The 25,740-nt window shown below is 56.6% G+C and carries 27 protein-coding genes; 8 read left to right on the forward strand and 19 right to left on the reverse strand.

Annotation, left to right across the window (positions count from 1 at the left end):
* Window positions 1–15 precede the first annotated feature (15 nt).
* Complete coding sequence (gene ppk2, locus ACR0MP_RS06245) at window positions 16–885, forward strand: polyphosphate kinase 2 (RefSeq protein ID WP_170393259.1); 870 nt, start codon at window positions 16–18, stop codon at window positions 883–885.
* Between the two features lie 83 nt (window positions 886–968).
* Complete coding sequence (locus ACR0MP_RS06250; RefSeq protein WP_170393260.1) at window positions 969–1,583, forward strand: TetR/AcrR family transcriptional regulator; 615 nt, start codon at window positions 969–971, stop codon at window positions 1,581–1,583.
* A gap of 11 nt (window positions 1,584–1,594) precedes the next feature.
* Here ACR0MP_RS06250 and ACR0MP_RS06255 read toward each other — a convergent pair whose 3' ends face one another.
* Window positions 1,595–2,812 carry a tetratricopeptide repeat protein gene (locus ACR0MP_RS06255; protein WP_480885989.1) on the reverse strand — a complete coding sequence of 406 codons (1,218 nt, stop codon included), beginning with the start codon at window positions 2,810–2,812 and terminating at the stop codon, window positions 1,595–1,597.
* A 239-nt stretch (window positions 2,813–3,051) separates the two neighbouring features.
* Here ACR0MP_RS06255 and ACR0MP_RS06260 point away from each other — a divergent pair, with 239 nt between their 5' ends.
* The 5 genes from ACR0MP_RS06260 (at window position 3,052) to ACR0MP_RS06280 (ending at window position 8,859) form a co-directional block, all read left to right on the forward strand.
* Window positions 3,052–3,330: a hypothetical protein gene (locus ACR0MP_RS06260; RefSeq protein WP_170405375.1), complete on the forward strand. Its 279-nt coding sequence runs from the start codon at window positions 3,052–3,054 to the stop codon at window positions 3,328–3,330.
* Entirely contained in the window at window positions 3,327–4,967 is a 1,641-nt protein-coding gene (locus ACR0MP_RS06265; RefSeq protein WP_170405371.1) for a sulfatase-like hydrolase/transferase, read from the forward strand. Before ACR0MP_RS06260 ends, ACR0MP_RS06265 begins: the two co-directional genes overlap by 4 nt.
* Before the next feature lie 99 nt (window positions 4,968–5,066).
* Entirely contained in the window at window positions 5,067–6,734 is a 1,668-nt protein-coding gene (locus tag ACR0MP_RS06270) for a sulfatase-like hydrolase/transferase (RefSeq protein WP_170405368.1), read from the forward strand.
* A 45-nt stretch (window positions 6,735–6,779) separates the two neighbouring features.
* Window positions 6,780–8,024, forward strand: a complete 1,245-nt coding sequence (locus tag ACR0MP_RS06275) for a DUF3179 domain-containing (seleno)protein (protein ID WP_170405365.1) — start codon at window positions 6,780–6,782, stop codon at window positions 8,022–8,024.
* A gap of 82 nt (window positions 8,025–8,106) precedes the next feature.
* A complete protein-coding gene (locus tag ACR0MP_RS06280; RefSeq protein ID WP_480759915.1) occupies window positions 8,107–8,859 on the forward strand; it encodes an outer membrane protein in 753 nt (250 codons plus the stop codon).
* A gap of 7 nt (window positions 8,860–8,866) precedes the next feature.
* Here the strand turns inward: ACR0MP_RS06280 and ACR0MP_RS06285 are convergent, their stop codons facing one another.
* From ACR0MP_RS06285 to ACR0MP_RS06345, 13 genes are all read right to left on the reverse strand, one after another.
* Window positions 8,867–9,574, reverse strand: coding sequence for an ABC transporter ATP-binding protein (locus ACR0MP_RS06285; RefSeq protein WP_170393266.1), 708 nt, complete (start codon window positions 9,572–9,574; stop codon window positions 8,867–8,869).
* Window positions 9,574–10,305 (reverse strand): ABC transporter ATP-binding protein, encoded by a 732-nt coding sequence (locus ACR0MP_RS06290; protein ID WP_170393267.1) that lies wholly within the window; start codon window positions 10,303–10,305, stop codon window positions 9,574–9,576. The genes ACR0MP_RS06285 and ACR0MP_RS06290 overlap by 1 nt, the downstream gene beginning before the upstream one ends.
* Complete coding sequence (locus ACR0MP_RS06295) at window positions 10,302–11,249, reverse strand: branched-chain amino acid ABC transporter permease (protein ID WP_170405363.1); 948 nt, start codon at window positions 11,247–11,249, stop codon at window positions 10,302–10,304. The genes ACR0MP_RS06290 and ACR0MP_RS06295 overlap by 4 nt, the downstream gene beginning before the upstream one ends.
* 2 nt (window positions 11,250–11,251) lie before the next feature.
* The gene (locus ACR0MP_RS06300; RefSeq protein ID WP_170405360.1) at window positions 11,252–12,103 is read right to left on the reverse strand and encodes a branched-chain amino acid ABC transporter permease; all 852 of its coding nucleotides are present in this window, start codon (window positions 12,101–12,103) and stop codon (window positions 11,252–11,254) included.
* A 65-nt stretch (window positions 12,104–12,168) separates the two neighbouring features.
* Window positions 12,169–13,449 carry an ABC transporter substrate-binding protein gene (locus ACR0MP_RS06305; RefSeq protein WP_170393270.1) on the reverse strand — a complete coding sequence of 427 codons (1,281 nt, stop codon included), beginning with the start codon at window positions 13,447–13,449 and terminating at the stop codon, window positions 12,169–12,171.
* 96 nt (window positions 13,450–13,545) lie between these two features.
* Complete coding sequence (locus ACR0MP_RS06310; RefSeq protein WP_480885993.1) at window positions 13,546–13,956, reverse strand: Rid family hydrolase; 411 nt, start codon at window positions 13,954–13,956, stop codon at window positions 13,546–13,548.
* Window positions 13,953–15,134, reverse strand: a complete 1,182-nt coding sequence (locus tag ACR0MP_RS06315) for a malate dehydrogenase (protein ID WP_480885995.1) — start codon at window positions 15,132–15,134, stop codon at window positions 13,953–13,955. Before ACR0MP_RS06315 ends, ACR0MP_RS06310 begins: the two co-directional genes overlap by 4 nt.
* The gene (locus tag ACR0MP_RS06320; RefSeq protein ID WP_170393272.1) at window positions 15,134–15,757 is read right to left on the reverse strand and encodes a BMC domain-containing protein; all 624 of its coding nucleotides are present in this window, start codon (window positions 15,755–15,757) and stop codon (window positions 15,134–15,136) included. The genes ACR0MP_RS06315 and ACR0MP_RS06320 overlap by 1 nt, the downstream gene beginning before the upstream one ends.
* The gene (locus tag ACR0MP_RS06325) at window positions 15,754–17,133 is read right to left on the reverse strand and encodes an aldehyde dehydrogenase family protein (RefSeq protein WP_170510285.1); all 1,380 of its coding nucleotides are present in this window, start codon (window positions 17,131–17,133) and stop codon (window positions 15,754–15,756) included. The genes ACR0MP_RS06320 and ACR0MP_RS06325 overlap by 4 nt, the downstream gene beginning before the upstream one ends.
* Window positions 17,133–18,317: a hypothetical protein gene (locus ACR0MP_RS06330; protein ID WP_480885997.1), complete on the reverse strand. Its 1,185-nt coding sequence runs from the start codon at window positions 18,315–18,317 to the stop codon at window positions 17,133–17,135. The genes ACR0MP_RS06325 and ACR0MP_RS06330 overlap by 1 nt, the downstream gene beginning before the upstream one ends.
* 23 nt (window positions 18,318–18,340) lie before the next feature.
* On the reverse strand, window positions 18,341–18,649 hold the full coding sequence (locus ACR0MP_RS06335) for a BMC domain-containing protein (protein ID WP_170393275.1): 309 nt from the start codon (window positions 18,647–18,649) through the stop codon (window positions 18,341–18,343).
* A 43-nt stretch (window positions 18,650–18,692) separates the two neighbouring features.
* Window positions 18,693–18,959, reverse strand: a complete 267-nt coding sequence (locus ACR0MP_RS06340; protein ID WP_170393276.1) for a EutN/CcmL family microcompartment protein — start codon at window positions 18,957–18,959, stop codon at window positions 18,693–18,695.
* Complete coding sequence (locus tag ACR0MP_RS06345) at window positions 18,959–20,251, reverse strand: glutamine synthetase family protein (protein WP_170405351.1); 1,293 nt, start codon at window positions 20,249–20,251, stop codon at window positions 18,959–18,961. The genes ACR0MP_RS06340 and ACR0MP_RS06345 overlap by 1 nt, the downstream gene beginning before the upstream one ends.
* Window positions 20,252–20,343: 92 nt before the next feature.
* On the opposite strand from ACR0MP_RS06345, the gene ACR0MP_RS06350 reads away from it, so the two are divergent.
* Window positions 20,344–21,483 carry an FAD-dependent oxidoreductase gene (locus ACR0MP_RS06350; protein ID WP_170735188.1) on the forward strand — a complete coding sequence of 380 codons (1,140 nt, stop codon included), beginning with the start codon at window positions 20,344–20,346 and terminating at the stop codon, window positions 21,481–21,483.
* On the opposite strand, the gene ACR0MP_RS06355 is transcribed toward ACR0MP_RS06350, so the two are convergent.
* The 5 genes from ACR0MP_RS06355 to ACR0MP_RS06375 form a co-directional block, all read right to left on the reverse strand.
* On the reverse strand, window positions 21,480–21,830 hold the full coding sequence (locus ACR0MP_RS06355) for a hypothetical protein (RefSeq protein WP_170735191.1): 351 nt from the start codon (window positions 21,828–21,830) through the stop codon (window positions 21,480–21,482). The genes ACR0MP_RS06350 and ACR0MP_RS06355 overlap by 4 nt on opposite strands.
* Window positions 21,831–21,919: 89 nt before the next feature.
* Window positions 21,920–22,618 carry a type 1 glutamine amidotransferase gene (locus ACR0MP_RS06360; RefSeq protein WP_480885999.1) on the reverse strand — a complete coding sequence of 233 codons (699 nt, stop codon included), beginning with the start codon at window positions 22,616–22,618 and terminating at the stop codon, window positions 21,920–21,922.
* Window positions 22,615–24,039 carry an FMN-binding glutamate synthase family protein gene (locus ACR0MP_RS06365; RefSeq protein ID WP_170735195.1) on the reverse strand — a complete coding sequence of 475 codons (1,425 nt, stop codon included), beginning with the start codon at window positions 24,037–24,039 and terminating at the stop codon, window positions 22,615–22,617. Before ACR0MP_RS06365 ends, ACR0MP_RS06360 begins: the two co-directional genes overlap by 4 nt.
* Entirely contained in the window at window positions 24,024–24,737 is a 714-nt protein-coding gene (locus ACR0MP_RS06370; protein ID WP_170405341.1) for a GltB/FmdC/FwdC-like GXGXG domain-containing protein, read from the reverse strand. Before ACR0MP_RS06370 ends, ACR0MP_RS06365 begins: the two co-directional genes overlap by 16 nt.
* Window positions 24,734–25,678: a class II glutamine amidotransferase domain-containing protein gene (locus ACR0MP_RS06375; RefSeq protein WP_170405338.1), complete on the reverse strand. Its 945-nt coding sequence runs from the start codon at window positions 25,676–25,678 to the stop codon at window positions 24,734–24,736. The genes ACR0MP_RS06370 and ACR0MP_RS06375 overlap by 4 nt, the downstream gene beginning before the upstream one ends.
* Between the last annotated feature and the right edge of the window lie 62 nt (window positions 25,679–25,740).

Raw genomic sequence — 25,740 nt, forward strand, 5'->3', positions numbered from 1 at the left:
TATGGCGAGGCGTGCATGACCCAATCAGACCCGGACACTATCGAGAACTATTTTCACAACCACGCCCCAAAACCCATACGCTCGGCTATTGAAGAGGCCAAGAAGGGTGAAATTCTGAACCCGACCTACCCCTACTCCAAAAAGCTTAAAGGCAAGGAATACGATCAGCAGATGGAAGGTCTGCAGATTGAGCTGGTCAAGATGCAGCGATGGGTCAAGGAGAATGACCAGCGCATCGCTATCCTGTTCGAGGGCCGTGACGCCGCTGGCAAAGGCGGAACCATCAAACGGTTCCGCGAGAATTTGAACCCGAGGGGCGCGCGGAACGTGGCGCTCAGCAAACCCTCGGACGCAGAACGCAGCCAATGGTATTTCCAACGCTATATCTCTCATCTCCCATCGGCCGGTGAAATCGTGTTTTTTGATCGCAGTTGGTATAATCGGGGCGTTGTCGAAAATGTCTTTGGCTTCTGCACGACGGAAGAGCGTGAACGGTTTTTCCGGCAGGTCCTGCCCTTGGAAACCGGGTTCAGCAATGATGGCATCCACATTTTCAAGTTCTGGCTGAATGTCGGGCGTGCCGAACAATTGAACCGCTTTCTTGCCCGCGAAACCGACCCTTTGAAGCAGTGGAAACTCAGCCCGATCGACATCGCAGGCCTACACAAATGGGATGAATACAGCCAGTCGATTACCGAAACCCTTACACGAAGCCATTCCGAAAACTGCCCTTGGACGATCATTCGATCAGATGACAAGAAACGCGCCCGGCTGGCAGCCATTCGCACCGTGCTAAGCCAACTCGACTACGAAGGCAAAAACCTGGAAGTAGTGGGCATGCCGGATGAAAAGATCAGTGGTGGTCCGGAAATCTGGGATGCATAAGCTAATTGCAACACTCTGCTCAGCCTATGCTGGATTAGGCCCTAGCCGCTGCATATATACAATAAAACGCGCCTGAGGCCGGGATGACGAAACGCGGATATCACCACGGAAACCTAAAGCAAGCCTTGATGGAGGCCGCCTTATCCCTGATCGAACAGAAGGGACCGACCGGTTTTACATTGTCAGAGGCCGCAAAGACCGCTGGGGTCACTCCCGCAGCCGTCTATCGCCATTTCGAAGGGCGTGAGGACCTGATCGCCGAGGCTGCCCGTCAGGGGTTTGAGATGTTCGCCGACCTGATGCAATTTGCCTATGACAAAGGGCAACCCTCGGCGCTTGCGGCGTTTGAGGCCACGGGCCGCGCCTATCTTGCCTTCGCCCGCAAGCACCCCGGCTATTATATCGCGATGTTCGAAAGCGGGATTTCAATCAATCGTACACCGGAACTGGCGCTGGCCGCGAACCGGGCCAAAAACGTGCTTGAAAAGGCCGCCAGCGATCTGTCGCAGCATATTCCGCCGGAGAAGCGTCCGCCCGCTTCGATGTTCAGCGCTCATATCTGGGCCATGAGCCATGGTGTTGTCGAACTTTTCGCACGCAATACCGGCGCAAGTTCCCCCTTCCCGCCTGAAGACCTTCTGGAGAGCGGAATTGGAATCTATCTGCGCGGTTTGGGTCTGGTCGCACAGGACGAATAAGACCCTGCCAGTCAATCACTTTCGCGGGCGGTCCCGCCGTCGATCAACGGGACTCCCGCTGCCCTCACGCCTGCAATAAGCGCATCAACCGGTTGCGACTCTTTGAATACGCGGCGTTTCAGGGCCTCCAGCGGAAAACCAGGCCAAGTTTTCTGGTAAACATTGGCGAGACGCTGTGCCTCGACTTGTTCGCCATTGTTCCAATGCGCGGCCATCAGATAGGCCGCTGATATCGGCCCAAATGGTCCTCCGCGCTCGATCGTGTCCTCGTAAGTTCGGATCGCCGCTGCATAGTCTCCGGTATGAAAATGCGCAGACCCTAGTACATTGCCAAAGACAAGCCCGCCGCTGCGTTCCGCAAGCTCTTCATACCATTCAGATTGCGCCAGGATCCGCTCGAAATTCAGAGTATAGAGTGAAATAAGTGCATCGAATTCAGCGACATGCGGATCGGTGGGGGCCAGATCAACGGCTCTGCGAGACAGGGCTGATGCCCGATCGTAATTGCCCAGTGCAAATTCCAGCCAGGCCCGCGCCGAAAGCGCCCAAGCCTCATCAGGTGCGATATCCATCGCATGGGCGCTTTTTTCATTGGCAGACTTCAAATACTTTTCTGCATCCGGTTCAAAGAACAACAAAATGGCCAGCATGGTCTCGACCTGTGCCGCTCCGGCATAGCCACAGAAAAAGAGTGGATCTCGTTCAATCGCCGTCTCAAAAATCAGCAAAGCCGGTTGCAGACGCGATAGGTCAACGACGGGGAACATCACATCGCGGCCAGCACTGCAAAGGTTTATCGCTTCTACCCGGGCGGGAGATACGTCATAAATCGCACTTTGCCCTCGGCCCACAGCGCTGCGTGGCTCATTCTTTGAATAATAGCCTGATACCCAGATGCCTACGCCAATCAAAGCCAGAAAGAACGCGATGACCAACGCGCTTCGCCGAATGCCCTGTGGGTTCTGGGCTTGCGAACTCCCCAGCGTAAATTCGGGTGCATAGCTACCGACAGGCAACGAAATCACCACCGCATCAGTTGCGCCATCACCTCCGTAGTAAGCTTTTAGCTTTCGCCGGACACGACCCGCATCGACGCGCACAACCCCTTCCCGCTTGGTCAAGTCGTCGGCGCTGTAACCATAAACATCCATGGCAATGGTCTTGGCGCGGATCTCATCCTTGCGGCCCGCAAGCGCTTCGGTCACGACATAGCTAAGAAAGGTCCGCATTCGGGCAGATCCTTTGAAGCCACCTGAGTTCAATACCCGCTCAAGAGCACTTCGCACCTCCTCATCCGAGAAAGAAGGCGCTGTGTCACGTTGTTTGTTATCCGCCTGGGCAGTCAAGAACTATCCTTTCATGACAATGGCTTGACCCCATGGTGCTACGGTAGCATGCGGCTTTATACGTTCAAGTCATATTCTAGGGAACGCATGCTTTACGAGCAATTTCCACGAAGGCAACGCGGATGGACGAAGAAGACTTCTTTGACGCACAATTCCCGGGAACCTCCGTTCTGATGCGAAACATGCGCGCCCAAGACAGTGAGTTCGACCGGATTTGCCTCGATTATCAGGAGATGATGACCGAGCTGGCACAGTCTCCTCTTTCCGACACGGGCGTTCGCCCTCGGTACCTCGCGGATCTGGCGGAAACCGTTACTGATTTGCGAAGCTCTATCGAAGCAAAGCTGTCAGACGTTCCGGGTACGCCTGGGCATATGGATAAAACGAAAGGCTTGAAATGACCCTGAAACACATTTTGCCCGCGCTAATCCTCACTGCAGGTTCGGCATATGCCCAACAGAACCCGATTATTCACGATGGTGAGTTCGAATTTCTGCGTGCCCAGTTCGGCGCGGTCTGGGATGCCCAGGACATTGAGATTGACGCGAAACTGGCCGAAATCCGCGACGCAAACGGGGGCAAACCACCCAATATCCTGTACATCCTGATCGACGACATCAGCTTTGGTCAGATGGGTGATCGCAAGATGAACTACGTCATGGGCATCGAAACGCCCAGCATCAACCAGTTCGCCACCGAAGGTTTGTCGCTGATGCGAATGTACACGGAACCCTCGTGCACGCCGACCCGAACGGCGATGCTGACCGGGCGACATCCGGTGCGTGCCGGTGTGACAGAAGTCAAAGTGGCTCTGGTAGGCGAAGGCCTTCCAGCCAGCGAGGTGACCCTGCCCGAGATCCTAAAAGAGGTTGGCTACAACACCGTGCATGTTGGCAAGTGGCACCAAGGTGACATCGAACAGGCCTACCCCCACAACCAAGGTTTCGATTGGGCCGCCTTCCCCCTGCATCAACAAGTTCAACTGAGCCTCATGACCCCCGAGGCGATGCGCGCGAATAACATGCTTGGATACGTGCCCGAGGGGCAGAACAATCAGTTTCTGCTGGATGAACGTTTCAAGCCCTACGGGCTGGTGACCGGTGTCGAGGCAGAAGCAGGCGGCACCGCTCGAGAGGTGGATATGTCACCGGGCGAGGTCTGGACCCAAGCCAAGTATGAAGCGATGAACGAGAGGTATCAGCGTCAGGCTCTTGAGCAATTGGAGCGTGCCGCAGCCGAGGAAGAACCGTTTTTCCTGCAATATTGGCCGCTCTACCCGCTGAATTTCGTTTATGCCGAGAACGCGATCTCTCGCAACGGCGGGTTTCATGCTGACAAACTGCAACTACTGGATGGCTGGATCGGTGACCTGCTGGTCAAGCTCGAAGAAACCGGAGAAGCCGACAACACGATTGTGGTTTTGATGGCCGACAATGGACTGATGTACCACTACGAAGGAACTTCGGGGCTCAATCAACTGATCTATCGTGGCGGTAAGACCCAACATCTGGAAGGTGGCGTACGCACGGATGCATTCATTCGCTGGCCCGGAGTAATCGAGGCTGACAGCGCCGCCGGAGATATCTTTCATGTGTCTGATATCTATACCACAATGGCTCGGATCGCAGGCGCGACTGATCATATCCCGCGCGACCGCATCATCGATGGTGTCGATCAGACCGCCCTGCTGCTGAACGGTGAAGGCAACGGTCGCCGCGATTATGTATATGTCTATGAAGGCCCGGTTTTGCGCTCGGTGGTCAAGCAGGAATTCAAAATGCACCTGCCCGCGCCCGGCCAACCCGGAGCGGCGGCCCCGACCTTCAACATCTATCGTGATCCACGCGAACTGCACCCTTTGGTCGGTTACTCACTTTGGGCCGGAGCGTCGTTTCAGGACATGATCAAACGCCATCAGAAGATGATCGCGAAACATCCACATTCCGAAATCGGGCGCGGCATCCCCTACGAGGGCATCGACAACCTGCGCCCGGAATCTGAACTGGCTCGCGATGTATTCACCAGCTGGCAGCAGTGAAGGCTACAGAAATTCCTGTTTAAATATGATAATGTTTTAATGTGAAATCAGCGGCAGGAGTGTTTGCGTTCCGCCCAGTACACGATCGGGGGATATCGAATGAAGATTTCAGGGGTATTGGTTTTATTCGTCGGCCTTGCCGCGCGCAGCACGTTCGCGCAAGAAAACCCAATCCAACACGATGCCGAATTCTATATCTTGCAAGCACAGCGCGCAGAGCAATGGGCCCAGGATGATATGGCTGTGGATGAAGCCCTGGCTGCATTTCGCGAAGGCAACAACGGTAAGCCACCGAACATCATCAGCGTTCTGATCGATGATCTGGGATTCGGCGACATGGGGATACCCGAGTTGAACGCCGTTCGGGGCTATTCGACGCCGAATATCAACGATTTCTCCGACGACGCGATGCGCATGGTTCGGATGTATACCGAACCCTCTTGCACCCCTACTCGCGTCGCCCAAATGACAGGGCGGCTGCCTGTACGCATGGGAATGGGTGATACCACCGTTGATATTGCCGGCTTTGGCCTGCCGGGGGCAGAAGTGACATTGGCCGAAGTGCTGAAACAGGTTGGCTACGCAACCAGCCATGTAGGCAAGTGGCACATGGGGGATATCGCGGAAAGTTGGGCGATGAACCAAGGCTTTGACTATGCGCAACACGCCATTCACCAGCAGGGTCAGCTGACGATTTTCAATGATGATGCAATCAAAGAGCAGGTCTCGGTCGCGATCAGAGATTATGATGACAAATACACGCTGGACGGTTGGTTCAGGCCGGACGCCTCAGCGATGATGACCGTCATCGAAGGCGAAACAGGCGGTCCTATTCGCGAAATTCGGATGGAGTCCGGTGAGCGCTGGAATGCGGCCAAATACGATGAGATGAACCAGGCCTTTCAGGACAAAACCTTGTCAGAGCTTGAACGTCTTGCCAGCGACAATACCCCCTTTTTCCTGCAATATTGGCCGATGATCCCTCTGGATAATACCCGCGCCGGACGTTCTGGTCCCGAAAGCGCGAATGGCGGTCTCTATGTCGACAAGATGCAACTTTTGGATCAATGGCTGGGTGATTTGTTCGCCAGCATGGCAGAGTTGGGGGTCAGCGAGAATACCATCGTCATCGTTATGGGGGACAACGGCCACTTTACCAAATACGCCCCGCAATCGGGCTATACTCCGATGATATATGCTGGTGGCAAAGGGGATACGACCGAGGGCGGTGTTCGGGTCGATGCCTTTATTCGCTGGCCGGGGATGATTCAGGCAGATGGTTTGCTGAACAGCATCATTCACGTGTCGGACCTTTATACAACGCTTTCACGTTTTGCGGGGGCCGAGCAATACATCCCGCGAGATCGCCTGGTGGATGGCGTCGATCAATCCGCAGCGCTATTGTTTGCGGACGAAGCCAAAGCGCGCAGAGATCACGTGATCATCTATTCGGTGAACAAACCCGAGGCGATCGTTAAGGACCAGCTTAAGCTCAAACTGCCGGGAGCCGGGGAAAGCGCCATTCTGGCAAAGTTCTTTGATCTCTACCGGGACACGCGCGAGGAATATTCAGTCTCGACCGAGGTTGGCGCCTGGGGAGGGCAGGAATTCGCACGCATCCTTGGCCGACACATGGCCCGCAAAGAGAAATTCCCCGACACGCCGCCCGCGTATGGCGTGCCCTATGAAGGGATCGAGAACCTGCGCCCCGAAACCCAACAAGCGGTCGAGGCTTTCCTGATCAAAAGCCAATCCCCGCAGCAATAGCACGGTGTCGCCGTCGTCATTCACTCAAGTTTCAAGGATCATCACATGCTTGGATTACTCCTATTCGCACTGGGTTTAATCGGATCACTTGGGATCGGGTTCGTCTACTTCCGTGATTTGGGCGACGTGTCCCAGATGCTGTTGAAGGTAAAGCGCGAGAATATGGTGCGTTTCATCCGCAATGAATACCGCTTGATTGCCATCGGGTTGGGCGCATTTGCTCTCGCAACGCTCGCGCATTTCGCCCTGGGAGCCGGGCCGTTCTGGCTGTGGCTCATTGCCGCTTTACTTGTTCTACTTCTCTATGGCTTTCCCTATGTCTGGGTTCATCTAGGTCTGAGAAATCAGCTAAATGACGCGCAGTATTTTCCCATCGACGAGGCCCGCAAATATGTCGGGCCGACTGCCCCCGTGATGGTGATTGAAAATGAAGGCCATGCCCGCGCCCATCCTGATGCACAAATCATGCGCCCACATTTGGCGGGCGACGACAAAGGGCTGGGCGGCGAAGACGTCGTGATGACCTATTGCGCCATGGCCAATCTCGGTCAGGGCTATGCGCCAAGCATCGAAGGCAAACGACTGAACCTTGAGGTTCTCGCCCAGCACGGCAACAACCTGATCTTGCGTGATAATGACACCGGTGAGCCCATCCAGCACATATACGGCTTTCGCGAAGCGGATCGTGACACAAATGCAAACGGCCTCGCCTGCCCTCTACGGCCCGAAGCGCAGATGACACCCTGGCCAACCTATCGGATGACTTTCCGTGGATTTCAAAAGGCTTTCCCGGATGGAGAGGTGTTTTTGAACAAACCCTCCCCAAACCCCTTGCTGCGGCTGCTGGACATGATGACCGAGATCACGTTCGGCTGGGGCATTGGCCGCCAGCATCAGGAGGACGCTCCTGTTATGGACAACATGGATCGATCGGATGACCGATTACCCAACAAGACCTATGTCTGGGGGATCACAATCGGACAGGATGCCACCTGCTGGACCGACGATTTCGTTGTCGACAACGATTGGATCGTCAACGCGCGTGTCGGCGGGCGGGATATCGTCGTCAGCCTCGATCCAAAATTTGAAAGCTTGGGCGTTTGGTACAATGACAGCGGTCACCCCGTGACCCAATGTGACTTTTGGGGAATGTCTGATCAGGGCCAACTGCAACGGGTCGAAACCCTGCGCGCAGGCGTGTTCTGGCATGTCTGGTCCGAGTTTTTTCCCAGCACCGATATCAATCGTGTCGGTGACGGCGCAGGCAAATCCGAAGACGTGGCAGCATGAAAGAATGAACATTGCGCTTGGCTAGATTGGCATGAGGCGACAACGGAATTTCAATTCAAGGTTCTTGGCGGGAGACGGAAAAATGGATGTGACAGTAAAGTGGACAGGATTGGCGCTTGGCCTCGCAATGGCAGGTTCGATGGCACCAATGGCCTTGGCCCAACAGTCGGACTGGTCATATGAGGCCTCAATCTATCTTTTCATGCCGGAAACTGAGACCTCACTCAGCACACCGATGGGTACACTGGATGGCACCCTGAGTTTTTCCGATGCGTTGGACAATCTCGATTTTGCTTTCATGGCCGCGTTTGCCGCCACAAATGGCCGGTGGTCCCTGTTGGCCGACTATAACTATACCAATCTGTCTTTCAGCAGCGACACTCCCGGCCCTGCCAGCTCAGGCTTGGACACATCCTTTACCACGCAATTTCTCAGCGGCTATGTCGGCTATAGGGTCTACGAGGATCAAACCGCGAATGTGGATATTGTCGGTGGATTCAGGTGGTTCAGCACGGAAACCGACTTTGAATTGCAACCAGGCGCGGCCCCCGGCCGTCGAACAACGGTTGATTCAAGCTGGACCGATCCCGTGATCGGGGCCCGCGCACGCGTCAAGTTCTCGGACAAATGGTCAGGAACTGGGTTTGTAGACTATGGCGGCTTCCGCAGTGGCAGCGAGACATGGCAGGTTCTGCTGACAGCCGACTATGCGATTAATGATCGTTGGCTGATCCGCGGTGGATACCGCTATATCTCATTCGACCACGACATCGACGGAAACGATTTCAAGTTCGACCAATCCGGTCCAATGATTGGCGCGACTTACCGCTTTTGAGCGGCTTTTAGTGACCGCCAAAGTAAGCCTCGAGCAATCGCTTATCATTCCGCAACTCATCTGCGGTGCCTGATGTCTGCATGCGTCCTGACTCGAGCACGTAAATCCGGCTCGCCAGCGAAAGCGCGAAATTGGCGTTTTGCTCGGTGATTACAACCGTCAGCCCGTATTCCTTGTTGAGCTTGCGCACCACCTCGGCGATTTCGTGACAGATTTTTGGGGCCAGACCAATCGTCGGTTCGTCGACGAGCAACAGCTCGGGGCTGGTCATCAACGCGCGTCCGAACGAGACCATCTGACGTTCCCCGCCCGACTGGGTCGAGGTCTCCTGCCCTTCCCTCTCTTCGAGACGCGGGAACAGGCTGTGTACCATTGCCAGATTGCTCTGGATGTCTTCGCGGGCCGTGAAGGCACCGACCATTAGGTTGTCACGCACCGACATATAGGGAAACAGGTTGAAGCGTTCGGGCGCATAACCCACGCCATGTCGTACAATTTCGGAAGGCGTCCGACCGGCAAGGCTGTGCCCCCTGAGCCGGATATCGCCCTCGATTTTGACTAGCCCCATGATGCTGTCCAGCAAGGTCGATTTTCCAGCCCCATTTGGACCCACCACAGCGACAATCTCACCGGGTTGGACGGTGATCGAGATGTCGGTCAGCGCTTGCGCCTTGCCATAGAATGCCGACAGGTTTTCGATTTCCAGATACGACATTACGCGCCCCCCAGATACGAGGCCTGAACAGCCTTGTCGTTCATGACTTCGCTGAACGAGCCCTCGGCAATCATCGTGCCCCGTTCAATGGCGATCGCGCGGTCGACCAATGGCTCAAGCGCAGGCAAGTCATGGCTGACGATCAGAAAAGTCATCCCATCTTTGCGCATCGACTGAATGAGATCAGAGATTTGGGCGATCTCTCCTGTGGTGAGACCCGCAAACACTTCATCCAGCAGCATCACCTTGGGCGCGGTTGCCATTGTGCGCGCCATCTCAAGTTTACGCAGATCACCCATGGCCAGTTCTGTTGGCGCTCGTTTCAAATCCGCTTCTGTAAACCCGACGCTGAGCGCAAGCTCTCGCTCACGTTCTTTATCTGGGGGTGAGACGATCATCTGCCAGATATTGTCGGGCATTAGGCCAACCCGGATATTTTCGGCAACGCTCATATCACCAAACGGGCGTGGGATCTGATAGGTTCGGCTGACCCCGGCCCGAATGCGTTGCGGGGTCGACAGCGTCGAAATCTCCTGCCCGAACAGTTCGATCGTTCCGCCGTTTTGCCGCAACTCACCCATGATCTGGCTGAACACGGTCGTCTTGCCTGCCCCGTTGGGGCCGATCAATCCAAGCGACTCGCCCTCTTTGAGAGAAAACGACAGATCATTCGTCGCGACTAATCCGCCGAAACGTTTTACCAGACCTGAAACCTGTAACGCCACGCTCATGTCGTCCGCCCCTTGCCCAGGCCTTTGAAACCACGCCGAACCAGCTCAACAATGCCTTTCGGCTGATACATGTAGAGGAGCAGCGCTATGGCTCCGTAGACGAAATACCGTTCGGCGCCAGGAAGGACCGGTCGCAGATACTCCAACAGGAATGTCATGAAGAACGCGCCGATCATGGGGCCAATGATGGTCGAGGTTCCCCCCAGAAGTGCCGCAACGATGATTGTGAACAGGAAGTTAATATCAAACAACGCACGCGGCGCGAGCGATCCCAGATAGTGAACGTAGAAGGCACCACCCAGGCCCGCGATCATCGCACTTGTCAGAAAGGCAAAAGCTTTGAGACGCGTGGTGCTGAGGCCCGAGCCGCGCACGCTTTCTTCGTTCATACCGATGGCAGACAAGGCCGTTCCAAGCCGCGTCTTCATCAGCAACCACATGCTGACGGCGATCGCCAGCATCAGCGTCGTGGACAGGTAATACCCGTTCGCCGCGCCGCGCGTCAGAGTTTGAATACCCGACATGCCGCGTGTTCCGCCGGTCAGATCCGGGCGAATGACCTGAACTAGTTGGTAGAGCAACTCCATGAACGCCAGCGTGACCAGCGCAAAATAACTTCCACGGATACGCAGCGCTGGTAGCAGCACCAATAGGCCCGCGATCATGGTAACAAGTACGGCGATCGGGATCGAGATTTCGACAGCGACGTCAAAGCGCTTGGTCAGGATTGCCGTGGTATAGGCCCCGATACCGATCAGGAACGGATGACCAAAGCTCACATACCCTGTTCGGCCAGACAGCACGTCCCAACTGATGGCAAAGATGGCCAAATAATTGGCAAATATCATCGTGCGCATCGTCCCGTTCGAGACGAATTGCGGCAACAGGAACATTCCGGCGATCAAGCCACCCCAGAGCGCAAAGTGAAACCAGCGTAGCCCCATCGTCACAGCTCCTCGCGGCCAAACAGGCCCTGCGGTCGCGTGACCAGCACGCCGATGATCAACAGCATCGTGAAGACACCTCGCAACTCCGGTGCAAGCGTTGCCACAACGATGACTTCGAGGAAGCCCACAATATGCGCCACCACCAAAGTGCCCAGGATCGAGCCTATCCCGCCAACGATAACCACAGCCACCGAAATGATTAGCGGAGCCACCCACATGGATGGCGATAGCTGAGTGTAGCTGGCGAAGAAGACACCACCGAGTGCTCCCAGCGCACCAGAGATACCCCAAGTGATCAGATTGATGCGATCAGGGTCGATCCCGGAAATCGCAGCGCCCTTGGCATCCATTGATACCGCTTGCATTGCTCGCCCGGTATGGGTCAGCCGAACAAAGGCATAGAGCCCCAGCAGAATGGCCCAGCTAATGAGTGTCGCGATCAAGATATTATACGTGACCGAAGCGCCGGCTACGTTGATCACCCCGGGAACAATTGGCAAAAGGATTTTGCTGCTGTCGCCAAAGACCAAAACGATCCCGGCCTGAATGACGACCGCAAGGATCAACGTCGAAATCTCGACAGCCACGTGATCCCCTTTGAGCGTTTTGACGATCAGGCGGTACTTCAGAACTCCCATCAAAACACCAAGCACAGCGGCAACGGCAACGCCCATGAGTTTTGGCATACCAAGTGACTGCGATATCCAGAAGTAAATGTAGCCGCCGACCATCAGATAGGCGCCATAGGCGAGATTCAGAACGCGACCTATGCTGAAGATCAGCGTAAACCCCATTGCTATAAGCGCGTAGAGACCGCTGAGCAAAAGCCCCTGAATCAGTATCTGCAACATAAATGGATCCTTGGCTGCGGGTGCGCGCTGCCGCGCACCCGTTTCAAGCTAACGACGCGACCGGGTTACGGCTTGACCCAGCTGGGAAGCGTGAATTCGCCCGTCGCGTATTTCTCGGGGTACACAACTGCGGCAGTGCCGTCTTCATACCACTGAACAACGACCATCGACGGGGCCGCATCATCAAACGGCTCGGAAAGATCAAAGCGAATGTTGTGGGGATAGGTGCGGCCTGTCACAGGCTCGACCTCATCATCGCCCCAGAAGGCATAGCGCAGCCAAAGCTGACCATCCATCTCAAGAACCAGATCCTGCTTCTTCATCGCATCGGCCCAGCCTTCGACATTGTCGAAGCCACCCGCCTCTTCCGCGGCAGCCATGGCCTGCTTCAGCCCGTGATAGGCGTTGAACCCATTGAAATGCGGCAGCAGTGGGCGGCTGTCATACTTGGCCTGATAGGTGTCGACAAAGGTCTGGCTTGCCGGGTCAAGTTTGAACCCTACAGACGGGATCGGTGACAGGGTCGAGATGCCGCCACCGGCTCCGCCAGTGTCTTCCCAATATTCCATACCCAATGCGGCTACGTTCACACCTGTCATCGCCATGGGGACCTGCAGTTTCACATATTGCGACGAAACCACCTGAGAATTCACGGATGAGACCTGATAGATGAAATCCGCCCCTGTATCCTGCGCCCGGCTGAAAATCGGCGCGAAATCTACGGTGGCGACGTCATAGGTGATGATGTCCTTGACCTCGATCCCCGCAACCGGCGCAAGCGCCTCGGTCACCAATCCGGTGATCGCTTCGCCAAACGCTGTATCCTCAGCCAGAATGACAACGGAGTCCCAACCCATCTTTTCCTTCAGAACATCCGCGCCGAAATTGATATAAAGCGTGGCAAGCGCCTCGTCTGAGGCGATGTTCATGAAATATGGTGCCATGCTTTCGGGATCTTCGACCACCATGTCGATGATGCCGATATATGACGTCCACGTGTCCAGCGTCGGAATTCGGTATTCCTGCATTCGCGGCAGCCAGCCCAGCGAAACATCATCGATAGAGCCTGAGATGATGAAATCCACTTCTTCGGTTTCCGCCAGATATTCATAGGCCCGCACACCTTCAGTCGGGTCCTGACCGGTATCGGCAGACACCAGCGTGATCTGTTCCCCCATAACGCCGCCATTCGCATTAAGCTCTTCAATCGCGATCTCTGCACCACGCAGCGTCGACAGACCGGTGTCTGAGGAAAGAGATCCAATAAAGCCCACCTTGATTTCAGCTGCGGCCGCCGAGGCCACAAGCGCGATACATGTTCCGCTGAGTAGCGCTGTCTTGATCATCACATTAGCTCCCTGTGTCTTATTGTGTCCTTCTTGTATTCTGTATACAGTACACAAGACGATAGTTCGATCAAATCCTTTCTTGGTGACTCATGTTCAGATTCCGCTGATTTCGCCGTTTACGTCGTGAATTACCGCATCCACATCTATTTCCACCGTCAATCCAGGCTGCGTAAGCCCCGCTTGAACGGCTGTCAGAACCGGATCGATATCTTTGAATACCTCTCCGTGAACGCTCGCGAATTCACCCGCGCGCGACAGATCGGTCAGATAGGCGCGGACCCGGCCTACATGGCGCATCTCGGCACCGACGGCCTTAAGCGCCTCTTCTATACGGGACAGAATGTATTTTGTTTGGGCGCCCACATCTCCTGGCGCATGAATACGCCCGCTGGGTTCGATCGCTGTGGTCCCTGCGACCCAAACGAAGGGACCGATGCGCTTTGCGCGGGAATAAGACGCAACTTCTTCGAACCGCCCGCCTGACTTCCAGATGCGGTGGGTCACAGGCCTAACCTCGATCGGATGGCATCCGCCGCTTTCTGCAAGGCTGCTTGTTCTTGATCGGTCAGCCGCAACTCCTCGACTTCGACCAACCCGGAAGACCCCAGATGGGCAGGAACACCAAGCACAACCCCATCGATGCCATATTCCCCCTGCAACATGACCGAGACCGGAACCGGGCCGGTGCGTGCGCCCCGGATATGGTCGATCAACTCGATCGACGCGTGCGCCGGTGCTATGGTTGCGGAACCGGATTTCTTCAGGGCAACTACCTGCCCACCGCCGGTCACGGCGTCCTGAACGCAAGCCTCAATCTGATCAGGCGATAAAAACACATCCAATGCCCTGCCCTTAATTTTTGCCCGGCTTGGGATTGGCGCCATCTCGTCCCCGTGGCTTCCGAGCGTGAAGGCTTCGACATCAGCGGGCGCTACTCCCGCAGCCATAGCAAGGGCGTTGCGAAACCGGCTGCTGTCCAGAGTACCGGCCATGCCCAGCACTCTTTCACGAGGGAACCCGGTTGCGCGCAGCATTTCTACGGTCATTTCGTCAAGCGGATTGGTCACCACGATTACGATGGCATCAGGCGCAGCGGAGCGTATGGCCTCAGCGGCCTGGCGGATCACGCGCGCATTCACGTCGATCAGATCCGCGCGGCTCATACCCGGACGCCGGGCACGGCCTGCGGTCACCACAATCACTTCGGCCCCGGCCACAAGATCTAACGACTCGCCGCCGACGCACCGGGCGCGCGCTCCGGTGATGCCTGACGTGTGGTTCAGGTCCAACGCCGTAGCAGCGGCCATTCCGGGCGCAATATCGATCAGCGCGATCTCATCCGCGATATCCTGCATCGCCGCCAGATGCGCCACATTGCCCCCGACGCCCCCTGCCCCGATCAAGGCAAGTTTGCCAAGCCTTCGGGCCTTGCGTTTCGCACGCATCGGAGCAACCCATTTTGGCGAGCGGCGATACAACACCCGCTGCATTGAAATAGCAGCGTCTGTACGCGTTGATTGTGGCTTTTCCAGCGGTCCGTCGACAAGCTTTATGCCAACACGCTCGGCAGTTTCGCGTGCCAAGGCCGTCACGATATCGTCGGGCAGGACTTCAAACACGATCCGACCGCGACGGCGGGCATCTTCAACCGCCTCTGAACCTATGACGCGCGGCGCTTCCATCAGTTGGCTTGCCCGTCCACCGCCTCTATCGCGCGGGTTGCGGCCTCGACGGCGGTCTTGACCGAGTTTTCAGACCCCGAGATGAACAGGCGGCCAAACCGCCCCACGGCGCGCACTTCGACAATATCGATCTCTGCCGCCTTCTCCGCTTCATTCGCGGCAATCGAGATATAAGCAGCCGGGGCACATTCCACGATGCCCAACGTCTGCCCTGGAACGATCAGCGCCCCCTTGCGCCATTTGTTCAGCAGTTGCGCCTGATAGGGCTCAACGCTGGTGATAATCTGCGTGGAACTGATCGCCGGTTTCAACCGGTCAGACATTGTTGCGCCGAGCTCGGCCAGCATCGCATCGCGCGCGGCGGACACCTCCGCATTCGACGGAGACCGCAGGATAAAGAACCCGAACTCGCGCTCGACCATCTGTGTTGTCGCCTCAACCGAAGATGCCTTGAGCGCCCGGTCGATCAGCGAGAATACTCCGTTACCCGGCGCAAACTCTCCGATCAAAACCGTATCCCCGGACAAGGGCACCGACCCTTGCACCGTCGCACCGTTATAGGCGGCGAATTTTGGTTGCAGGTTGTCGATCTGCATCAGCGCCCGGATCGTGATCTCGCTCATGCGCCATACTCCTCGTAAATGTCGCGCCAGGGCCTGCTTTCGTAGGCAACCCGTTTGATGTTGATGAGATGCAGGGCTGTCACGTTGTCCGAGGTGATCGACCCCGACCAAGTACCCGTGCCCAGCATGAAGGAAGGTTCCAGATCAGTCGAATATCCCATACCGCCCATGATGCCCGGCGTGTTCACCAGAACCCGACCCGTCGGCACGGTGGCAAAACGGGCCACGATCTCAGGGTCGTCCGAATGGATGACTGAGGAATGCCCCCAGCCTTCGAACTTGGCGATGGATTGCGCCAGATCGATCCCATGGTCTGTGGATTTCGCCGCGTAGAACGCCAGAACGGGGTTCAGCTTTTCTGCAGACAGCGGGCGTTTCCAGCCTACTTCAGTCTCTTCCGAAACAAGGCACCGGGTGCGTGGGGGGATGGAAAAACCAGCAGCGTCAGCAAGCGCCTGCGGGCTTTGCCCCACTTTCTCAGGGTCCATGGCCTGCACGCCCTTGAAGATCACCCCGGCAAGTCGATCCGCCTCGGCCGGAGTGCAGAAATAGGCACCTTTCAATTTAAGCTCGTGGCGCAAATCACGTGCGATTTCTGGGTCGGCAACGACGGCCTGCTCACTGACGCAGGCGGTCCCGTAGTCAAAGCTCTTCGACGTCACGATCATCTCGGCGACTTCCGCCAGATCGCGTGCTTTCGACTTGTGTACGTAACACGGCACGTTGCCCGCACCGACCGCGAGCGTGGGTTTGCCGCTGGAATACGCCGCTTTGACCATGGCCGGACCACCGGTTGCCATCACAACCGAGGTGCGGCGATGTTTCATCAACTCGGCTGTGCCCTGAATTGTCACGGAATCCAGACATTGGATTAGACCCTTGGGCGCACCCATTTGTTCAGCCACGCGCGCCATAATTCGCACCGTTTCGATGCCACAACTCACGCCACGCGGATGCGGCGCGCACACGATCGCATTGCCTGCCTTCACCGCAGAAAGCACTTTGTAGATGATCGTTGAAGTGGGGTTCGTCACCGGGATCAGAGCTGCCACAACGCCCATCGGTTCACCGAAGGCTGCGATCTTTGTCGCATCATCGCGCCAAAGCAATCCCAGCGTTGTCACATCTCTTAGATAATCCGCGACTGAAAGCGCGTTGAACAGGTTCTTGACGCGCTTGTCCGGCACATTCCCATATCCGGTTTCCTCGACGGCCATTTGCCCCAGCCGTTCGGCCTCGGGCTCGATGGCGCGCGCCATGGCGTCGACTATTGCGTCTACCTGCGCCGGGTCAGTGCCCAAAAAGGCGCGATAAGCCTCGAAAGCGCTATCTGCGGCACGCCGTGCGGCGGCGATTGATTTCAGATCTGCATCCATCAAGAAGCTCCGGTGACGATGGTGTCAAAGATACGGCGCGCTTGATCAACGTCGCCCGCTGAAACCCCTATGGCTTCGAGGCGCCGTCCAGCGGCAGCCACATCCGCCCCCAAAATTCGGTCGGACATCGCGATCAGGCTGTTCGTCAACGGGCTCGGGATACCCGCAAGCTCACCCGCTGAGACCAAAGGTACAAGCGAGCCCAACACGCCATCCCGCATCATACCGCGCGACGTTTGCTGATCCGGGATCGGACGCGCGCCCGAGCCACGTTCGGCGCCGGCAAAGGTGGCTATCCACAGCCCTGTCTCCGGCAGATTACGAACCCCAAACGCCGCAGCAATGCGTCGCCGTTCGTCTGCAAGCCCCTGAATGACCTCCGTCTGGTCCGGACCAATCAGAGACACAAAGGTCTGGTTATCCTCAAGCGGAACACCACCCATTGGAATGTCAGGACCACCTGTCCCCATTGCGGCACCGCCGAGGATCAGCGCAGGTATCTCGACTGCGGCCGACAGATCGTTGAAGCCGCACGACAAAACCGAGTCGACCGCCTGAACGTTGGACAAATAGGCGGACACGGCGTCCAGAACCTCTTCCCGACCGCGCGGCAAGGTTGCCGCAGCCATCGGTGCCGCCTGTGAAAGCGTCAAAGCAGCGTCCTCGGAACGGAACCAGTATGGCAGACCCTGAACCTCAACCAGCGTGACGTCCGCCGCGCAGCCTCCGATCCGCAACAACCAGGCTGTTTCCACAGCCCCGAGAGATCGTCCCGGCGCAAGGACCAAGATTTGCCCGTCGCTGAGGTGATCGGCCAGCACCATCGCATAAGTGCGCTGTTTGTGAAGCGGTCCGGTCAGGAATATCACCTGTGCATCGCGCACCGCTGCATCCAGCTCAGCGGTTGTGCGCACCGACGGCCCATCCCGATCGACTTGATAGGTCCCGACCGGACCTTCACCGCGAAGCGAAATGCCCGAGGACTGGGCCAACAGCGACAGTTCGGCCCCATAGGCCGAAAACAAGGTTACCTCAGCCCCTTCGGCAAGGCAAAGAGCGGCCAACAGGCGTGCATCAGCCCCGCCGCCCAACACCGATATCCGGTCGAGCTTGGGATGTTCAGGTGCACCCCGGGTTGAGCCACGTGTCGCTGCACGCGTGAATTCCTCGAAACCGGCTGACATAGCGTCTCCTCAAGACAGACGGATTAAGCCGCAGAGCCAGCACCAAGGCTGTCGATTATGGCCTCAAGTTCATCATGTGGGCGCGCGATCACGTGGACGGATACGACTTCACCAACTTTATTTGCCGCTGTCGCACCTGCATCCGCGGCGGCTTTGACTGCGCCGACTTCACCACGCACAAGGGTGGTGACCAGGCCTCCGCCAGCCTTGGTTTGGCCGACAATCGAAACGCTGGCCGCCTTGACCATCGCATCTGCCGCTTCGATCGCGCCGACCAGTCCGCGCGTTTCGATCATGCCCAGGGCCATTTGCCCCGCCACTGGTTTCGCCATTTTTAGTTCCTCCAAAGAAATTTAGATGTTTGGTGTTCTTGGTTCAGGTCGTGGACACGCGATCCACAATCGCGATGATCGCCAGATCGACGGGCGCGGTGGACAGACCGGCGGCCATACGCGCCGCCGAGCCGTTGACCAGCAGAACCGTATCCCCCACCCCGGCACCGCAGGTGTCGACGGCGACCCGCGCCGGTTCGATCACCTTGCCTTTGCTATCGACCAAATCCGTCACCAGCAGTTTCGTACCGACCAGTTTTGCGTCTTTGGCCGTGGCTGTGACGGTCCCGGCGACCTTGCCCAAATGCATCAGAAGGTCCTCAGGTAACGGTCCAACTCAACCGGAGTGACCTGTTGATTGAAGAATTCAAGCTCGCGCTCGGCCTGTTGCAATACCAACTCCCACAGCATTTCGCCCATGAGATCGCGAAGCCATTCGGATCCTCGCGCCAGTTCGATCGCCGTTGGCAAGTCGGTCGGGATCGGATCGCCGATCCCTTCTTCGTAACCGTTGCCAGTTGTCGGCTCTGAGGGAGCCAGGCCCTGCTCGATCCCGTCCAGCCCCGCTGCAATCTCGGCTGCCAGCAGAAGGTAGGGATTGGCATCTGCACCAGCGTCACGTTTTTCTACGCGCACCGCGCTGTCGGATCCTTCAATGACCCGAATACCAACGGTCCGGTTGTCATAACCCCAGCTCGTGTTGATCGGGCAGAAAGTATAAGGCTGACGGCGTCGATAACCATTGACGGTGCCACTGCCACAGATTGCCGTTTCGCACATGCGTTGTTGCAGCCCGGCGATGAAGGATTTGCCAGTATCGTTTATCTTGCCGTTATCGGCAAAGACATTCTTGCCGTCTTTCCAAAGAGAGTAGTGTGTGTGGAAGCCGTTGCCGGACTGATCGAAGAACGGTTTTGGCATGAAGGTTGCCAGATAGCCGTGGGCGATGCCCAGCTGGCGGATCAGCGACTTAAACAAGACGACACGATCTGCCGCTGCGAGCGCTTCGCCGTAACGGATATTCACCTCAATCTGACCCGCAGCGTATTCGGGGTTCGATTGCTCGATTGGAATACCGCACTCGTTGATCTGTTGGCGGATCGGCCCAACGATGTGCTCCATCCGCGCAGCACGGCCGAGACCGTAGACCTGGATCCCGCTATCGCGCGGCTGTCCGGTCTCCGGATCCAGTAGATAGAATTCAAGTTCAGTACCGACATTGACCTCGAACCCCATTTCGCGGGCCCGTTCAACTTGACGCACCAACGCCTGACGCGGATCGATCGGAACCGGCTTGTGATCCATACCTTCCGCCCGACCAAAGCAAACAGCGACGCCTGGCTCCCACGGCACAGCGACGGGCTGGGTCATTGGGAAGACGTGCATATCGGGGTAGCCGTTGTCGAAATTGACATAAGGCGTATCCCAGACGTCGCACGTCATATCGATCGCCATCAATGCAATCGACAGCGCATTGCCGCTTTTGCAGACGTGGTCCCAGTGGCTGGCCGGAATGCGCTTGCCGCGCATGATGCCGTTGAGGTCACCCACACCGAGTATGACGGTGTGCGTGCCTTCGGGCAGATCAAATCCCGAACTCATTGATGCGCTCTCCCTGTTTTTTGGCTTTATAATTGTTGTATTCTGTATACAGTATTCACAAAGACAATCGATAAACAAGGAAAATCTGCATCATGTCCAAGAACTCGGTCATCGTTGTCGGAGGCGGCATCGTCGGCGTCATGACGGCGCTTACACTGCAACGACGTGGTGAGGCAGTGACTTTGATAGATCGCTGGGAACCGGGACATTCCCGTGCATCTTCAACGGATTACAACCGTGTCATCCGTGCGATTTCCGGGCGGGATGAGTTCTATACACGTTGGGCCCGCGAAAGCCGCCTGCGCTGGCTGGAACTGCAAGCCGAGAGCGGCCAGAACCTGATGTATGAATGCGGTGCGCTGATTCTTGCAACAGGCGGTCATTGCGACTGGGAGAACGCCACAGCCGAAACCTTCGACCGCGTTGGTGTGCCCTACTACAAGTACGGGCGGCAGGACATCGAATCGCGATTTCCGCAGTTTCGCGTTCCTGACATCGAATACGCCCTGTTCGAACCCGAAGCCGGAATGTTAATGGCGCATCGCTGCGTCCTGACCGGGCTTGAGCTGTTTCGTCGAGCGGGCGGGATCGTACAGCGCGGTCGCGTGACCACCGATGGATCAGAGCGCCCAATGCTGGATGGAAAGCCGCTTGAGGCTGATCTTATCATTGTCTCAACCGGCCCCTGGATGGCGGACATGTTCCCCAAGACGATCAAGCCGATATCGACGGTGGTTGGTGTGAATGTCCTCTATACCTCAACGCCAGATGGGTCCGAGGAGTTCGATATGAGCCGAATGCCCTGCTGGATCGATCATGGTCAGGGCTCATTCGGGCTGCCCTCCTCCGAGGGTTCAGGGGTAAAAGCGGCAGTCGTCATCCCGGACAAGATCGATCTGGACAATGACGAAAGGCTAATCCGACAGGAAACGCTGGGACGCACTCGCAGCTACATCCGTCATCGTCTTCCGGGCCTTGAGGGTGAGCGGGTCGTGGATTCCAAATTCAACCAGATCATCCTGACGCCAGACACGCACTTTATTGTCGACTGGCACCCCGAGCATGAAAACGTTCTGTTCGCGGGCGGCTGCTCGGGACATCTGTTCAAACACGCGCCGGTATTTGCCGAGTTTGCCACAGGTGTTGGAATGAAGGACTTCGGAACGGCTGATCGTTTCAAGATCACTGGTCGAAGAAAACTGAGCCCGAAGGAAAGTCCAAGCGGGCGTTAAAGGTCCGACAGAGTACGATAAAATCCTGAGTTCGGACACTTCTCCTGCGGCAGGCGACTACCTGATCGAATTGCATCGCGGCAGGTTTTCGCCTGACGGCAATGCCCACATTTTTCTGCAAGCTCAAGGCTAAGCTCAGGATGTGCATTGAGATCATCTTCGCTAAGACCAAACTGACTTGCCATAGAAAGGATACGCTCTCTCGCGTTGGGCGCGCCAGAGCGCAACATGGCCAGATCAGCACGGGAAAGACCGAGATCCGATAGCTCCAGATCGCTGATACTTCCCTCGCGTGGAGCATTCACAATGCGCGCAATCCTCTCAAAGAAATCCTTGTATCCCGTCATTGCCAAATCTCCCAACCGATTGCGTATACAGTATACATAGTGCGGCTTGGCTGGACTTGATTAGGATCAAGAGCCGTTCGCTCAAAGGCTTATTGCTCAGGGACGTATGTACCGCGAAAAAGCTCTACTGCTTGAAGCGCTGCAATATCGTCGGGCACATTTGCCGCGTTGACCGAGGACATCCCATCATCCGCTTCCGTAGCTGACAAAAGCACCTCTCGACCTCTGGTGAACAGATCGCGCAAGTGATGCGCCTTGTATTCGGGATGAAACTGAACAGAGCGGGCAGGAAAATCATAATCCAGTGCACCAACTGTACAGTGGCCCGCTGATCCGGTCACCCGAGCCGAGTCCGGAATGCTTGTTACCTGATCCTGATGCCAGACATATGCATCCACGCAATCTCCGCCATAGTTGAAGGGCCGTGCGCCAACGACATTGCCTACCTCGGCTTTCTCGGCCCGACCACCATAGACGTCAGCCATGATCTGATGTCCGAAACAGATACCAAAGACTGGATTTCGGATTTCTCGACAACGGTCCAGGAAGGCACGTAGCGGCTGCATCCAATCCGTGTCATCATAAACACCAAATTCAGATCCGCCGACTATAGCGCCGTCGAAATCGCTCTCGTCCGGGAGCGGTTCTCCATCAACAACCCCTACTACTACGAACTCGGCTTCCGGTAGGTGTGGGGCGATCCACTCCTGAATCTGCTGTGAAGTCCGCGGCATTCCCTCCAACAATGGCAGCGGGTGGCTAGTCAACTCAAGAACTGCGATTTTCACCAGTCAAAAACCCTGTCAATTCCAGCCATTTTCACCCCAGTGAAAGCTGACGCTTGAAAACTAAGCGCACGCAAGTCTTCGGTTTCCAGATTGTGTACCGAGGACTTTCCGCAGGCTTTCGCAAGCGCTGTAATCTCCATGGTCATCGCCGTCAGATAGCGCGCAATGCGCTCTGCGCCCGCATTCGGGTTCATGCGAGCTTCGAGGCTTTCATCCTGCGTCGCAATGCCAACCGGGCAAAGACCTGTGTGACAATGGTGGCAGGCGCCCGGCGAGGTTCCCAACGCCGCGTAATCTTCAAGATAGCGCGGACTGTTGCACCCTAGCGCAACCATGGCCGCATTGCCGATCATCACAGCGTCAGCACCGAGGGCCAGACACTTCGCCGCGTCCACACCGGACCGAATGCCACCGGCAGCGACGAGAGAGACTTTGCCGGTCATGCCGCATTCGTCTAATGCGTCACGCGCAGCGCGAATAGCGCTCATCGTTGGGATACCGGTATGGTTTAACAACAGCTCCGGAGACGCGCCGGTGCCACCTTCGGCACCATCAACTACTACAACATCGGCACCCGCTTTGGCAGCAACTGCCACGTCAAACCGGGGACGTGTTGCACCCATCTTGATGAAGATCGGCACCTGATAGTTAGTGGCGATGCGCAATTCTTCAATCTTCACTGCCAAATCATCAGCGCCGAGAAAATCTGGATGGCGGATCGTAGATCGCTGATCCACACCTTCGGGCAAAGTTCGCATCTGGCTGACGCGCGGGCTGACCTTCATGCCCAGCAACAGACCCCCGGTTCCGGGTTTCGCACCCTGCCCCACGACAAGTTCCAAGGCATCCGCGCGGCGCAGATGATCCAGATCCACACCATACCGCGCGGGTGACATCTGATAGAGCAGGCGTTGGGAGGCTTCGCGCTCCTCTTCCAGCATGCCACCCTCACCTGTGCAGGTCATGGTTCCTACTTTCGAGGCCCCATAGCCCAGCGATGCCTTGGCCGATGCCGACAAAGCACCAAAGGACATTGAAGCGATGTAGATCGGGATCTTCAATTCAAGCGGGCGCTCCACAAGGCCGCGCCCTCCACCCAGAACGGTCGTCGTATCGCAATTCTCGCGATAGCCTTCCAGCGGCAGGCGGGTCATCGTTGCAGGAACGAATGTCAGATCATCAAAAGTCGGCAATTGCTTGTTGAACGTGTTGTATCCACGCACCTGATAGCGCCCAAGCTGCGCCAGCGCGTGAACTTCCGAGATCGCCTCGGGTGTCCAGCGGGTCGATCCTCCTTCGTCATACGACGAAGGAACGCCAGCCGGGCGGCCGTCGATCGCTCCCGCATCGCGGAACCTGATTTCCTCTTCCGAGGCAACATCGAACGGATATTCGTAAGGTTTACTCAGATCATGAGCCATGCGCTTGCGTCCCTGCTTTCAAAATACCAAAGACGCTGGCCCGAAACCATTTTGCGCCAATTTCGCGAACTGTCGACAAGCCCGAGCGGGTCGAGGATCGCATCAACCTCGGCCACTTCTTCAGCAGTCGGTTCGATCACGTCGACATCCACACCCAGGCTGTCGACCTCGCCAGCTACCCAGACTTCGCCTTCCCAAAGCGCATCAGCACAGGATTCACCCGCACCGCCAAGCGCTATGATCCGACCGGAATGCGCCATGAAGCCGGACTGATAGCCAATCTTTCCTTCGACGACGATGTTTCCACCTTTCATCGCAACGCCCACCCTTGGCCCCGCATCGCCTTTGACATGGATCGTGCCGCCGATCATCGCAGCACCACAGGACATACCGGCATAGCCACCGACAGTGATGTGCCCTTTGGCCATACCTTCGCCAACGGCCCAGCCGCAGTTGCGTTCGATAGTGATTTTCGCCCCGGTATTGAGACCGCCGCAGTAATAACCAACCGACCCCTCGAAAGTGATATCCACATTGTCTGGCAGACCCACGCCCAAATTATGACGAGACAGCGTATCTACCACGCGGATCGGCCGACCCATTGTGCAGGCTTCCATTATCTCACGATTGACCTCGCGGATATGTCGCTTGCCGACTTCGATGACGATCTCATCCATCTTTGCAGCCACCTCATTCATGCCGCCAAACTCCGGTTTCCGACGCCCCAGATACCGGTCAGCGACGGGCCGTCGTAGTTGATCACATCGCATTCCTCGGTCATCACCCGGCGGACCGCTTGTTCTTCGGTCGCAGCCGCCAGATCGCAATTGCGGTTGACGACGACCAGAGGCTTCATTGCAAATCGGTCTTTGGCAAACCCAATCCCGTTTGGCGTTGCGATCATGTAGGTAAACACACCATCGATAGAGGTAATGGACTTCTTTAGCGCCTGCTCCATGGTCAGGCCCGCCTTCATCTGGTCGCTGACCCAGACGGCAATCAACTCGCTGTCATTCTCAGTCAAGAACCGATAACCCATTCGGGTCAGCTTATCGCGCCAGGTGAAGTAATCGGTGATCTGCCCGTTATGTACGATCGCGACATCCGAAAATGGGCGCGCCCAGAACGGATGCGATGCGTTAGGCAATACCGAACTTTCCGTAGCAAGCCGTGCATGCCCCAGCCCATGTGTTCCTATCATATCGCGAACTCCGTGCTTTTCGGCCACGGCTTCGGCACCGCCAATATCCTTGATGATCTCAAGACTGCGGCCGCAGGATTGAACTTCAATGCGGTCTGTCAGCTCATCCGCGTCCGCGACCCAGGCTTGAAGATTCCTTGGATCTGAAATTTCCATCCGAAAGCAATAGTGACGACTTTGGTCCGTTACGATTTGGGGGTCAGACAGAAAGCTGCTTCCGTGTTCACGCAATATCGTTTCAAACGCGGAGAGATCCGCATCCTGTTGAGACTTGTCGAATCCCATTCCGCGTAAAACGTATCCCGTTTCTCGTGGCAAACCATAAACGGCGAAGCCAGTGCTGTCGGCGCCTCGATGTTCCTGCGCATCCATCAGGTCAACAAGATCCGCCCCAACCTTCCCGGGCGCGGCCAGTATTCTACCAGCAATTCCACACATGAAGAGCTCCCTGTTCATTCTTTCCTGTATACTGTATACAGTACACGAACAATAGCAACCCC

The organism is Ruegeria sp. K3 (genome assembly GCF_056531845.1).